The sequence below is a fragment of the Brenneria roseae subsp. roseae genome, from assembly GCF_003115845.1.
In the GTDB taxonomy this organism is placed as follows: Bacteria; Pseudomonadota; Gammaproteobacteria; order Enterobacterales; family Enterobacteriaceae; genus Brenneria; species Brenneria roseae.
This window is the reverse complement of record NZ_KZ819031.1, coordinates 132,213-145,464: the sequence shown is the minus strand read 5'-3', so window position 1 is coordinate 145,464 and position 13,252 is coordinate 132,213. Positions and strand designations below refer to the sequence as shown.

The window sequence follows — 13,252 nt, the reverse complement described above, 5'->3', positions numbered from 1 at the left end:
AAATGCCGATTTATATGAAGTAGATATGGAATTATAAAAACTGATTTTATGAAATAAATAATCGCCTGAATCTGGCTGCAATTTTTGTCAAAGATGCACAATGAAACGGCTCAGTGATTTGGTTTTCACTGAGCTATCTCAAATATGAGCTGTGCTATGAGGAGTAATCGGAGGCAGCGCGTCTTTTACTCGAATTTATTTGTAATATCATCCAAAAAATACCAACAATTACAATTCCTCCTCCAACCCATGCAGGACTTGTTAGACCAGAAAAATCCAGTGCCACACCTCCCAATAATGACCCTAACGCAATACCCCCATTAAAACCGGCAATGTTCAATCCTGCTGCCACAGCCGGAGCTTCGGGGGCATATATGTGAGACAATCCGATCACTCTTGCTTGCATTGAGGGGACTGCGGCATATGTCAATGCTCCAAGCAAGCCAATAAACAACGCCATTAAAATTAAGGATGAGACAGAGAACCACATAGCGAAGAGAACGAGCGCTAGACCAACAAGTACTATCATCACCGCACGGTCTGCACCTTGCTTGTCGGTCAGACGGCCCCCCCAGACATTGCCGATCGCGGCCATTACCCCATATACCAACATCAGCAAACTGATCGTACGCTCGTCCACATGCGTTACCTGAAGTAGAATCGGGGAAATATACGTATACAGAGCAAAAGATCCTGCATAAGCCAAAACTGTAATTCCGGCTCCCGCAAGCAATAGTGGGTTGAACATGGCTTTTAAGCCGTCCATGGCATTTGCCCGCAAGGCGGGATCATCGTGATCCGTTGGCATCAGCGTGGTCAATCCAATGAATCCGATCGCCCCACTGGCCGCCACCGCCATGAATATCGACTGCCAACTCAATAGGCCGCCGATGTAGGTGCCAAGTGGCACGCCCAACGCCAGCGCAATGGTAAGACCGCCAAAAACAACCGCAACAGCAGCACCAGCACGATGTCGTCCAGCCAGTTGGGTTGCCACACTTGAAGCAACAGCAAGAAACACCCCGTGCCCCAGACCGGAAGCAAATCGAGCAATCAACATCGGCGTTAGGGACTCGGACGCACTGACGATACCATTGCCCACCGTAAACAGGCCCATAGCAACAAGTAATAATCTTTTACGAGGCCATCGTGTTGCCAATGCTGTTAATCCCGGAGCGCCAATTACGGCACCGAGGGCGTAGGCTGTCACCGCTGTACCCACATGACTGACACTGACGTTGAGATCTGCCGATATCGTGGAAACTAAGCCGATCGTGACAAACTCAGTGAATCCCAGAGCAAAAGCGCAGAGTGCAAAGATATATATAACAAAAGGCATACGTTCTTTCATAACTCAGGCTCGGCTATTTTCAATAGATGCCAGTAAAGGCAGCATCGCTTCTGCGACTCCTTTTGCGGAAGCGGGGTTTTGGCCTGTAACCAGCCGCTCACTGACGACCACTTGTGACTGAAAATTCTCGGCGGAAATATACTCAGCACCTTTTTCCTTCAGCGTGTCCTCAAGTAAGAAAGGAACGATGTCATACAATCCTACGGCACGTTCCTCATTGTTTGTAAAAGCCGATACCTTTTTGCCCGCAACTAAGTATTTATCATCAGAAAGTCGAATGTTCACTAATCCGGCAGGGCCATGACAAACCGCCGCGACGATGCCACCATTTTCATAGATTCGTGATGAAATACTTGCCAACTCTGTATTGTCAGGGAAATCCCACATTGTCGCATGACCTCCCGCATAGAAGACGGCGTCATAGACGTCAGGATCAATCTGTGAAGGTTTTAATGTGTTTTGAGTTGCCTCGCGTAAGGCATCATTATTCCAAAAGGAGGCGTTGGCTGGATCGCTGAGGTCTAAACCGTCAACATGGGTTTTGCCCCCCTTGGGGCTCACAAAATCAATTTCATATCCTTCTTTTGCGAGTACATAGTAGGGATGAGTCACCTCAGAAAGGTAGAAACCGCTAGGTGCGGCATTTTTACTCTCGGCAGTGCCTTTACGGTCATGGCTGGTCAATACAAACAGGATACGTTTTGACATTTTAACTTCCTCTACATTAGGGGCAGAAAGCTAAATTCTGCTGATTTGCATGCGATATGACAGACTTGTCATATTGGGTCTCATTGTGGAACAATTGATTTATCCTTTAAAGAGACCTAAACGGACAAACACTTACCCCAAAATGAACAAAATAAATTTGAGAAATGACGACCTTGAAGTCTTTTTGCACGTCGTCGACAGAAACAATTTCTCCGCCGCAGCGCGGGATCTTCAAATCCTCCCAAAAATGGTGAGCAAACAGATAGCCAGACTGGAAGCGGCGTTAGGGACAACATTGTTTGAAAGAAATACCCGCAATTTAAGGATTACAGAAGAAGGTCGCGCTATCGCCGAGAAGGCTCGGGTAGCGCTTGCTGTTCTGGGGGAGGTGAAGGAACTTTCTCGAGGAGGCAGTGATGAATTAACAGGAAATATTCGTTTGACTGCGCCAGCTCCGTTTGGCCGAAAATATGTTGCTCCCGCGATTTCGGCATTCTGCGAGGAACACCCTAGAGTGGGCTTCGATTTAAGACTCTCGGACCAAATTCAGGACCTTTACAGTGGTGACTTCGATCTGGCTATTCGCATGGGTGAACTGGCAGACTCTCGTCTTTTGGCCAGAAAGATAGCAAATAATAGGCGTATTTTAATCGCATCTCCAGAATATTTAAAAGGGCATCCCCCTATCGAGCAACCGGAAGATCTCTTAAATCACAACTGCTTAGTCTTCGCTTACCCTGGGCTTTTACACAATTTATGGACACTACGTAGAGGCGGTCATGAGAAAAATATCAGCATAAGCGGCAACCTTATCAGTGACAACGGAGACGTGCTACATGCTTGGTGTCTGGATGGGCTTGGCATATCTCTGCGAGAAACCTGGGATATTCATGATGAATTAAGGGCTGGGAGACTTTGCAGAGTTCTGCCTGATTGGGAAGCAAACACGTCTCAGATCAGTGTCGTTCGGGCGCGACGAGACCCTATACCTCGCAGGCTTAGTGCATTTATCGATTTTATAACAGAAAGATGGAAACAGGCGCCATGGGATGTTTATGGATAATCCGGAGAGTGGGCAAGCTTGATAACAAAGCGGCCTTTTCCACGCCCCAGATTTTCAGCGGCATTGTGCGAGACTGCTCAGGTAGCTTCACCAATTTTACAGCAAGTTATGCATGCCAATCTTACTTGTGAACGTATTGTAACATGGCAGATCGAAGTCCCTATTCTACTTCACCCATTAATCACAAAGCTGATATAACTCGTTGCAACGATATATATATCAAAGTGTTATTCTGTTATGTGCAATCTTCTCCCTATTAAAACCTTTAATTGTTAATTATTTCTAATGGTTATAGAACCATTAACATAACTTGTCTATAACGGAATACTACGCAGGCTTTGCTATGTGCCGTCACTGATGAGCTTAAAGCTCTTATAGAGGGCGAAGTTATGAGCTATCTGGTTCAATTAAGAAGTTTTGTCGAAGTATACAGGGCTGGTTCGATTTCAAAAGCGGCAATACGGCTGGGTATAAGCCAACCTGCAATGTCTTCGCACATACATTCACTTGAAGCCTTTACCAGATGTACTCTATTTACTCGTCGTTCACATGGGGTGGTTGCGACAGTGGATGGCGAGGAGTTGGCCAGATTGGTGGCTTTTGATATAGATACTATTGAACTGAAACTGTCGACGCTTAGATCACGGACAAGAAAATCTTCGGGAACCGTATCTTTCATAGGGCCAGCAGAATTAATGTGGGCAAAATTTCCATATTTAGTTACGACATTATTCAATGAAAATATTAAATTTCAGTTACTAACCGGTAATAGGAAGCGCATATACAATAGCCTGTTGGACGGAAGTAGTCAGTTAGGTTTCACAACTTCTGTACCTGATAAACAAAAATTTGGATATGCGGAAATCGGAATGGAAAAGTTGATCGTTGTGGTATCGTCACGGATAGCCAAAAACATCAAGGATAATGATGATGTGGTTGGTTCACTGGCAACGCTTCCTCTAATTGCTTATGACGACCAGTTACCACTGATAAGAGAAGTTTTTCATGATTCCTCGCAATTTCTCGCATTTATTCGTCCATCTATCACTGTCCCGGATTTACGGATATTAGAGAGGATGATCAGAGAAAGTATTGGCTGGACTGTGATGCCAGAATATTTATGTGCCCAAAGCATAGCGGAAGGTCAAATAGTGGAAGTTCGTATTCATGAAAGACTTCCCGTAAATTCAATTTATCTGGTATGGGTTGAGAGTTCATTACGAAACCCACTTGTTTTGGGTATCAGGAACAGAATACTCGATCTGTCTAAGAATGGTGAATTTATAGTTAGAGAGAAATAACATGAAACGGGCAGCCTTATTGGCTGCCCCATCACTATTTTTTTCGTGGAGATCGCTTGGCAAAATCATCTGCGATGTCATTCAATTTAAGGAATTTCACCCCAGGATGACCAAGCATATGAGTTAAAAGGCGCTCGAGCATCATTAATACATGCGGGCGTCCAGATACGTCTGGGTGAATCGTAAAGGTAAATATAGCATACTCATGTTCACGATAGACCCAATCGAATTGATCCCGCCAAAGTTGTTCAATGTCTCTAGGATTCATGAAGCCTTGGCTGTTGGGTTTTGTTTTCATGAACATGAAAGGAGGAATATCATCGATCGTCCAACTGGCAGGTAATTCAATGAGATCCGTCTCTTCTCCACGCACCAGCGGCTTCATCCATTCGGTAGGCGTTTTGGAATAATCTATCTTGGTCCAAGAATCACCTTTCCTTACGTAATAGGGCTGATGATCATGATGCATTAGCGAGTGGTCATATTTGATGCCATTTTCCAACAGGAGATCCGTCGTTATGGGGGAGAATTCCCACCACGGAGCGACATATCCGGTAGGCCTTTGCCCCGTCAATTGTGTGACCATCTCAATTCCTTTCAGAAGGACTTCTCTTTCTTGAGCAGGTGACATCGATATTGGGTTTTCGTGGCTGTAATTATGAACTCCTACTTCATGTCCCGCATTGACTACCGCCTCCATTTGCTTAGGAAAGGTATCAATGGAATGGCCAGGCATAAACCAGGTTGTGGGGATATCGAACTGTTTAAATAGATTTAGAAGACGTGGAGTGCCTACTTCGCCAGCGAACATACCGCGAGATATATCGCTTGGAGAATCCTCACCCCCATAAGAAGAGAGCCAGCCAGCCACAGCATCTACACCCACTCCGAAACCACACAGTATTTCTTTCGCCATGAGTTATTACTCCTCATACAGAAGAATAGAAATAATATCGCGTTAAGATGGCCTCTTGACTAATTCCAAGAGATCCACTGTACTTAATACATTAATACCATTTTTGTGAGCCATTACTTTGTGCTCAGGGATATTGTATCCCCAGTTAGCCCAAAATGATTGAATGCCATGTTCTAACGCATCAATAACATTTTGGATGTTATCATCAACAAATAACATTTCCTCATTTTTCGCGGCGGCTATTAGTTTTAGTGAAGTAAGAGTTTCATTTTTGTCGGTCATCCTCCCAAATATTTTCTCTGTAGGTACATTTAAACCATGCTCTCTTAGGATGAATGATATGGAATCTTCATCCTTTCCCGATACGATATAAATATCGTGACTTGTCGAAAATAATTTTGATATATCCAATAGTGGGCGATGTAGTTTAGCCCAGAAAATAGGATAGGTATTTCTTGCCTGTTTTCTATACTGGATGAATTTATTTCTAAATATATCCTTCTCTTTGGGTGAAAATGATTCGTATATGGCAGAGAATTCGTCATTATTCATAACTTCATTTCCTAGTTCAGAAAATGAAGCGATAAAATGTCCGTCATGACGTACAAAATTCCTTAATTTCTTGAATCGACTAACCATCTGGCGTGGGATTTTTTGAAGGACATCTTGGTTGAAATCTCCTAGAGGTCTATCATGCAATACATTCCACGCAATTAACATGCATTCGTCTACTCCGTCAACTACGACTCCGTCGAAATCCATTGCTATTAACATCGATTTATACCACCAAGGGTTCTTTAAGCTTTTCACCACGCTTCCATCTATCTATTGCATCGAATGTTTGGCGCATGAATTTTCCACATTCGGCGTAGTAGGAGCAGGTTATGATATTTCCGTCGACAACTACATCCGCTTCAATTACATTTGCACCGGAATTAACCATGTCGTCTTTCAGGCCAACATATGCACAGGCGAGTTTGTCTTTTAGAATACCGGCGGAAATCATGATCCAGGGACCATGGCAGAGACCAGCCACTACTTTCCCCTGTGTTGCCATCTGTTTTAGAAAATCTTTAACTCTTTTATCTTGGCGAACCCTATCAGGAGCTTCATGACCGCCAGTGAGAATAACAGCATCAAAATCATTGGTCTTAAGTTGATCAAAATTAATATTGTCCTTGGAACGTTTGTCCATAGGAACCGTTATGCCATATTTCCCCGTCACTGCACTTCCATCCTTTGTAGCAATTGATATATCGTATCCTTCCTCTTTAGAACGATAGTACGTATAAACTACATCGTGATCCTGAAAACCCGGACCGGTGATTATCACAACTCGTGTTGGTTTGGACATGTTATTTTCCTTCTATGTTACGTTACGGAACATTAATTAAAAGTACCTTCTGACCGCAGTACATTTCTGCGATGGCATCTTTGATCCTTAGGATATGAATTTTTCCCATTAGATGACTCTTTACATCTAAGGAAATAAAAATAAAGTTATCCTCATCATTTAACATATTCCTATCAAGAATTTTGACAGAAAATTTTGCTAATTTATGTAGATCATATTCCCTAATAAATGTGCCGGGAGCTATCTGATGGAATGGGAGTAAAAGATCATGTTCCTGGGATCTTCTTTCATATGCCATATTTTGTCGACCGTAATTATCTTTAAGTCTAAGTAAGTCGAATTTGTTTCTTGGGTTTTCGACTTCAATTAACTCAACACCTGATTTTCCGGCGATAGTTTGATGGAATACACCTTTTGCAATATATATGCTGTCACCAGATTTTAATGCTTGATGTGTGCCATCAAGAAACCTGGTTTCTCCATCGCCATGTAGGCATATAAGGACGGTATCTTTTTGTATATGACAGTGCATAGAAGTGGATTGATTTTTTAATATATGAAGGCGCCATACATCAAAAATAGAATCACAATAAACCCTATATTCATGTCCCCATGGTTTTTCTATGAATCCATTGAGATGTAAGTCTTTTTCAAATGACTCACCATTATTTGAAGTCGAAAGAAAGATCTTGTTTATTTCAAGCAAATCATATACATCTGGAGTCCGGTTGTGGATTTCCATACAGGCATTCCCCGCTAATTGAATTGCTGAGTTTTAATTTCACTTCGGTCAATCATTCCGTGAGTTCAGTCTATATCGATTATTTATTACGAGAGAAATAACTTTTATGATGATTACCTATATTATTTTTTTGGATCAGTCTTTTTTTACGTAATTATCATGAAAAATTATGTATCTATACCACTCGGGATCATTGACGATGCTTGATTTTATGCTGTCAGGAGGTCATAGCTCGCCAGCTATGAAGATGTTTATCACTGCTTAGCGAGAAGCAGAACTTGGACGTCTGCACGATATAACCCCTGATAGAGGTATCCGTGATCGCACCAAGGATTTCCTTTCGTGTCCGAAGACTGGAGGTCAGCCATGGTCGAGAAGTCTTTGCGGCTTGGTGATATAATGACAAATCACCATATAAATGAGTTTGTTACCATTTTTCGCTCCCCAGTATACGCTTTCGGTTTGAATTCACCCTAACAGCTGAGGCTTAGTTCTCTGGAACGTAGAAAAAAGTGCAGATCCAATTTCTGTGTCAGAAGGATCAGCACCCGACCTTTGTAGTTATTTATCTGCACCATTAATTCCTGTGGGTATCTCAGGTCAAAACTGGGTGATTTTGGGTTACAACCGAGGTCGCGACGTCATCAAGCTCAAATGAGATATCCATGCGTTAATGCCGGGCAACACCTAACGCCTTAATGAGGAAGTATAAAAAAGAAGGTGTTGCTAGACTTGGACCATTAACTGAGGAATCGAAAAAACAGATATAAAACTGGTTAAAAATAGAAAAAGCAGATCCTGAACCGTCCGGATCTGCTTTCGTTTTATCCGTTAATTACCTCATCGTGGGCTCTGGCATCCTGTTTGCCCCAGATATAGGGGGGGACATAGACTTCTCGGCACGCATCCAGATAATCCGACCACCATTGCATCATCGCTTTGCGAGCTTCAAGATGGGCGGCTTTGTGGATATAGGCCGCCCGCACGCTATTGCGTTCCTGGTGGCTCATCTGGCGCTCAACGGCATCCTGCGACCACAACTCCGATTCCATCAAAGCGCTACAAGCCATCGCCCGGAATCCATGCCCGCAGACATCCGCTTTGGTGTCATAACCCATCAGCCGCAGCGCTTTGTTGACCGTGTTTTCACACATTGGTTTATACGGATTATGGTCGCCGGGGAACACCAGTTCCAAATGGCCTGAAATCGCTTGAATTTGCTTCAGAACGTCGATGGCTTGCCGGGACAGCGGCACGATATGCGGCGTGCGCATTTTAGCGCCACGTCCGGAGTAGCGGACGCCGGCAATCGCGTCGCGGGTGGCGGGAATGGTCCAGATCTTGTTTCTGAAATCAATTTCACTCCACCTTGCGAAACGCAGTTCGCTGGACCGGATAAACAGGTGCAGGGTGAGCAATACCGCCAGCCGGGTCAGTTCCCGGCCTTGCTGATAATCTTCAATACGCCCCAGCAGCTCAGACAGACGCTCCAGCGGCAGAGCCGGATAATGGCGCCTGACCGGCGGAGCCGTTACGCCGACCAGATTCAGCGCCGGATTGCTTTCCACCCATCCTTGCTGAACCGCGTAACGCATAATATTGCACAGATGCTGCCGCGCGCGGGATGCGACCTCCAGCAAACCTTTTTCCTCAATACCTTTCAGTAGGGCAGTGAAGTGCCGGGTTTTGAGTTCCGTTATCGGCTGATTACCGAACGCCGGGAAAATATGATTGTTCAGGCTGGCAAGCAGACGGGCGGCATGGTTTTCCGACCAGGTTCTGTTGCTTTTATGCCAGCTCAGCGCCACGGTCATGAAACTCTTTTCTGGTGAACGAGCGGCTTTTTCAGCGGCACGCTGTTGCGCCGGGTTGATATTCTGCGCCAGGAGTTTGCGGATGCCGTCGCGCTGTTGCCGGGCATCGGTCAGAGACACATCGGGATAAGCGCCTAAACTGAGGCGGGACTCTTTGCCATCGATACGATATTTGAGATACCAGAGACGTGAACCGCCGGGATTGACGAGCAGATACAAACCATGTGAGTCAGACAACTTTGTGGGTTTAGAAAGGGATTTTAAACTGCGGATTTGCGCGTTAGAAAGGGACATTTGGGGGTCACTCCATTATCGAACCAACCTGACCCCAAATCTGACCACCATTTTTTCCCGATGCGGAGGGAAAACTAGAAACGCATCGGGAAGGTTTTTCACGCTAACCTGTTGAATCAACGTACAAATAGGGATTCGCAAGGATGCATGAAAACAAGTAAATGGCTCCTCTGACTGGACTCGAACCAGTGACATACGGATTAACAGTCCGCCGTTCTACCGACTGAACTACAGAGGAATCGTGTGAACGGGGCGCATCATAACGGGGCGTTCAGTGCATGTCAAAGGCGGAAACCACAAATTTGATCTGTTTGGCGAGAGAATGCGCAATCTGTTGAGTTTTTTTATAATAACTGACAATAAATGGCCAGCATAAGCCGAAAAGCGTTGCCGTGAGGAACCTAAAATACCGGGCGCAAGGGAACGCCCGGTGAGTGTGAACTTATTGGTCTGCCAGCACAAACATCCCGTAAGGATGAATCTGTAGGTAGTAGCTATCGCCCGGATTAGGCTGGAGCTGCGTGGCATTGACCTGTAGCAGTAGCGATTGTCCGTGCCAGTCAACCTGCACTTCATACTGCGGGCCCATGTAGGCAACCTGAGTGATGGTGCAGCGCTGACTCTCTTCCCCCTGATCGCTGAGCGTGATGGCTTCCGGACGAACGCCCACCGTGCTTTCGCGTTGCCCTTCGGCAAAACCTTGCGGGCGAGGGAGCCTGTAGCCGTAAATATTGACGCTGTCATGGTCAATGGTGGCCGGGAAGATGTTGGCATCCCCCATAAAGCTGGCCATAAAGTGAGACGCGGGTTGGCGATACAGTTCCTGCGGCGCGCCCAACTGCATGATTTTGCCTTTGTTCATGACCAGGACCATGTCGGAAACGGCAAAGGCTTCGCTCTGGTCGTGGGTCACGTAGAGCGATGTGATATTGAACTGCTGCTGAAGTTCACGAATTTTTTCACGCATGCTGCGGCGCAGGTTCGCATCCAGATTGCTCAGCGGTTCATCAAACAGTAACACTTTCGGCTTGAGGATTAGCGCGCGGGCCAGCGCGACCCGCTGCTGTTGTCCGCCGGAAATCTGATCGACATAGCGATCTTCAAAACCGTCCAGATCGACCAGCGCCAACGCTTCTTTTACCCGCTGATTGATTTCATCTTTCTGGCGGCCCAGCATTTTCAATCCGTAGCCAATGTTTTCTCCCAGCGACATGTGCGGGAAGAGGGCGTAAGACTGAAACACCATACAGATGTCACGCTGCTGAATCGAACGATCGGTAACGTCTTCACCATCGATAAAAATCTGTCCTTCGGTGGGTTTTTCCAACCCGGCGACCAGACGAAGTACCGTGGTTTTGCCGCAGCCGGACGGCCCCAGCAGCGTCACCATTTTCCCCTGTGGGATTGCCAGATTCAGATCGTCAATGACGGTGTTGTGACCGAATCGTTTAGTGACATGCTTCAGTTCAACGAAATTCTTATGACGGACGTCCTGCCCGTCGCCCTGCGGGCCGCCGTAAGCGGCGTTAAAAAACGTTTCCGACGTTTTTGGGTTTTCAGTATTCAAGATAATCACTCCGCTTAGTCACTATTCTGAGCTTTGGAACGGGAAACGCGTGCTTCACCGACCAGGTAATCAAACAGGAAAATAATGGCCAGCATGACCACAATCAGGATGGAACCGTAGGCGATGGCCATACCGTATTCACCGTCTTCCACCCGGTTAAGGATGTAGGAAGTCGCGACGCGGGTATCCGGTGTAACCAGAAAGATAATGGCGCTGACGGTGGTAATGGCGCGGACAAAACTGTAAATCAGGGCGGACAGGATCGCCGGACGCAGCAGCGGCAGCAGAATATAGAACACGGTGCGCATCGATCCGGCTCGCAGGCTGAGCGACGCTTCATCCAGCGATTTATCCAGTTGACCCAGTCCGGCGATACCCGCGCGGATACCGACCGGCACGTTACGCATCACCATCGATATAATCACGATGGCGGCGGTGCCGGTGAGGTAAACCGGCGCGCTGTTAAACGCGAGGATATAAGAGACCCCGGCCACGGTGCCCGGGACGGCAAAGCACAGCATGGTGCTGAATTCGATGGTCTTTTTACCATAGAACTGCTGACGCACCACGATGTAGGCGATTAACAGCCCGAACAGCGCGGTAATCGGCGCGGCGATACCGGCAAACAGCAGCGTATCCAGCAGGGAAGGCCATGCGCCATCGCTGAATCCCTGTCCGAACAGTTTGCTGAAGTTGGCCAGCGTCAGGGTGTAATCAACGCCCCAGTTCACGGTGAAGCTGCCGTAGAAAATGCTGCCGTACAGCAGGATGTTGAAGGCAATCCAGATATACAGCAGGATGGAAACGATCCACACCAGCGAAACCGGCAGCGGTTGCACATCACCACGGTAGGATTTGCCGGAAATGGTGACGTAAGAGCGTTTCCCAATCCACATATACTGGATACAGAACACCGCCAGCGAGAAGAGCAACAGGATCACGCCGAGGGTACTGGCAGCCTGATAATCCAGCTGCGCGCCGACGATATAGAAGTAGATTTGAGTGGCGAGTACGTCGAAGTTGCCGCCCAGCACCAGCGGGTTACTGAAATCAGCCAGCGACTGGACAATCACGATCAGGAACGAATTGGCCAGCGCCGGTTTCAGCAACGGCAGGAAAACCCGCTGGAAGGTCTGGTAGCGATTGGCCCGCAGCGTGTAAGACGCTTCTTCCAGCGAGGGGTGAATGGTCTTGATCGCCCCTTCCAGAATCATAAACGACATGGGCGTAAAGGCGAGTACCTGCGCCAGCCAGATACCGGTAAACCCATATAGCCAGTTGGTGTTGGTCAAGCCAAACCAGGTGACCATCAGTTCGGTGACGTAGCCGGAACGCCCCATCATTAGCGTAACGCCCAGACCGACGACAAACGGCGGCGTCACGATCGGCAGAATCGAGAATACCCGGCCGATGATGGCGGAACGACGTGCGATACGTGAGGTGTAAATCGCCAGTACCAGACCGAAGAACGTACAACCGATGCCTACCGCGACGGAGAGCAGGAAAGAGTTCCTGATCACCTGTAGGATATGGGCTTGCCCCAGAATCTGCGTGAAGAGCAGCGGCGCGAATTCGCCGCTGTCGTTGGTGAACATCGGGATGAAAATGGCAATGCTGGGATAAAGAATAAATACCCCGATCAGCGCGATGATGCCGACCAGCGAGCCAATTACGAATTGATCGCCGCCGAGCCAGTCCAGCCGTGATAGCGATAGCGTGATAATCGCGCCGAGCGCAATGAACAGCAGAATCGTGGCGTAACCCATGCCGCGTCCTTCAATCGTGGCGCTGACAACCACGAAGACCGCGCAGAACAGCGAGTAAGCCGCATCAAAACGGTGTCGGCCGCGCTGCTCGCGGCTGGCGGCGAATGTCGTGCGTAGGAATAGCGCCATTGGCAACAGGAACCACAGCAGACTGATGTTCAGATGGGACCAACTGTAGGCGGCCAACAGTTCATCGCCTGAAACATCAAGCAGGCCGTAATCCAGACTCCACGCCGGTAGCAGTATAAATGCCACCACGATCAGCGCCAGCCACAGGAAGATGGCATCCCGTTTGCGCGGAGGAGAAAGCGTTAATGTGTGTGACATGATGGATTCCCTGGTATGTGTATTATCATTGGTATGGGGCATCACAGGT

The 13,252-nt window shown here is 47.2% G+C and carries 11 protein-coding genes and 1 tRNA gene; 2 read left to right on the top strand and 10 right to left on the bottom strand.

Annotated features, from left to right (window positions below; all coding sequences use genetic code 11):
• Positions 1-154 precede the first annotated feature (154 nt).
• Positions 155-1,351 carry an MFS transporter gene (locus tag DDT52_RS14495; protein ID WP_136156984.1) on the bottom strand — a complete coding sequence of 399 codons (1,197 nt, stop codon included), beginning with the start codon at positions 1,349-1,351 and terminating at the stop codon, positions 155-157.
• A 3-nt stretch (positions 1,352-1,354) separates the two neighbouring features.
• Positions 1,355-2,059, bottom strand: a complete 705-nt coding sequence (locus DDT52_RS14490; RefSeq protein ID WP_136156983.1) for a type 1 glutamine amidotransferase domain-containing protein — start codon at positions 2,057-2,059, stop codon at positions 1,355-1,357.
• A gap of 142 nt (positions 2,060-2,201) precedes the next feature.
• On the opposite strand from DDT52_RS14490, the gene DDT52_RS14485 reads away from it, so the two are divergent.
• Complete coding sequence (locus tag DDT52_RS14485; protein WP_136157011.1) at positions 2,202-3,122, top strand: LysR family transcriptional regulator; 921 nt, start codon at positions 2,202-2,204, stop codon at positions 3,120-3,122.
• Between the two features lie 389 nt (positions 3,123-3,511).
• The gene (locus DDT52_RS14480; RefSeq protein WP_136156982.1) at positions 3,512-4,423 is read left to right on the top strand and encodes a LysR family transcriptional regulator; all 912 of its coding nucleotides are present in this window, start codon (positions 3,512-3,514) and stop codon (positions 4,421-4,423) included.
• Positions 4,424-4,457: 34 nt separating this feature from the next.
• Here the strand turns inward: DDT52_RS14480 and DDT52_RS14475 are convergent, their stop codons facing one another.
• The 8 genes from DDT52_RS14475 to DDT52_RS14440 form a co-directional block, all read right to left on the bottom strand.
• Positions 4,458-5,339 (bottom strand): polysaccharide deacetylase family protein, encoded by an 882-nt coding sequence (locus DDT52_RS14475; protein ID WP_136156981.1) that lies wholly within the window; start codon positions 5,337-5,339, stop codon positions 4,458-4,460.
• Positions 5,340-5,381: 42 nt separating this feature from the next.
• Positions 5,382-6,149, bottom strand: a complete 768-nt coding sequence (locus DDT52_RS14470) for an HAD family hydrolase (RefSeq protein ID WP_247595540.1) — start codon at positions 6,147-6,149, stop codon at positions 5,382-5,384.
• Entirely contained in the window at positions 6,118-6,693 is a 576-nt protein-coding gene (locus tag DDT52_RS14465) for a DJ-1/PfpI family protein (RefSeq protein ID WP_136156980.1), read from the bottom strand. The genes DDT52_RS14470 and DDT52_RS14465 overlap by 32 nt, the downstream gene beginning before the upstream one ends.
• Positions 6,694-6,715: 22 nt before the next feature.
• Positions 6,716-7,435, bottom strand: a complete 720-nt coding sequence (locus tag DDT52_RS14460) for a cupin domain-containing protein (RefSeq protein WP_136156979.1) — start codon at positions 7,433-7,435, stop codon at positions 6,716-6,718.
• 824 nt (positions 7,436-8,259) lie between these two features.
• The gene (locus DDT52_RS14455; RefSeq protein ID WP_136156978.1) at positions 8,260-9,543 is read right to left on the bottom strand and encodes a tyrosine-type recombinase/integrase; all 1,284 of its coding nucleotides are present in this window, start codon (positions 9,541-9,543) and stop codon (positions 8,260-8,262) included.
• Between the two features lie 162 nt (positions 9,544-9,705).
• Positions 9,706-9,781 (bottom strand) — tRNA-Asn (locus DDT52_RS14450).
• Between the two features lie 204 nt (positions 9,782-9,985).
• Positions 9,986-11,110 carry a ferric ABC transporter ATP-binding protein gene (gene fbpC / locus DDT52_RS14445; protein WP_136156977.1) on the bottom strand — a complete coding sequence of 375 codons (1,125 nt, stop codon included), beginning with the start codon at positions 11,108-11,110 and terminating at the stop codon, positions 9,986-9,988.
• A 14-nt stretch (positions 11,111-11,124) separates the two neighbouring features.
• A complete protein-coding gene (locus DDT52_RS14440) occupies positions 11,125-13,203 on the bottom strand; it encodes an ABC transporter permease (protein WP_136156976.1) in 2,079 nt (692 codons plus the stop codon).
• Between the last annotated feature and the right edge of the window lie 49 nt (positions 13,204-13,252).

Bases quoted from the DNA above. Each gene is read 5' to 3' on its own strand.
- DDT52_RS14495 (WP_136156984.1), bottom strand. From the start codon at position 1,351: ATGAAAGAACGTATGCCTTTTGTTATATATATCTTTGCACTCTGCGCT.
- DDT52_RS14490 (WP_136156983.1), bottom strand. From the start codon at position 2,059: ATGTCAAAACGTATCCTGTTTGTATTGACCAGCCATGACCGTAAAGGC.
- DDT52_RS14485 (WP_136157011.1), top strand. From the start codon at position 2,202: ATGAACAAAATAAATTTGAGAAATGACGACCTTGAAGTCTTTTTGCAC.
- DDT52_RS14480 (WP_136156982.1), top strand. From the start codon at position 3,512: ATGAGCTATCTGGTTCAATTAAGAAGTTTTGTCGAAGTATACAGGGCT.
- DDT52_RS14475 (WP_136156981.1), bottom strand. From the start codon at position 5,339: ATGGCGAAAGAAATACTGTGTGGTTTCGGAGTGGGTGTAGATGCTGTG.
- DDT52_RS14465 (WP_136156980.1), bottom strand. From the start codon at position 6,693: ATGTCCAAACCAACACGAGTTGTGATAATCACCGGTCCGGGTTTTCAG.
- DDT52_RS14460 (WP_136156979.1), bottom strand. From the start codon at position 7,435: ATGGAAATCCACAACCGGACTCCAGATGTATATGATTTGCTTGAAATA.
- DDT52_RS14455 (WP_136156978.1), bottom strand. From the start codon at position 9,543: ATGTCCCTTTCTAACGCGCAAATCCGCAGTTTAAAATCCCTTTCTAAA.
- DDT52_RS14440 (WP_136156976.1), bottom strand. From the start codon at position 13,203: ATGTCACACACATTAACGCTTTCTCCTCCGCGCAAACGGGATGCCATC.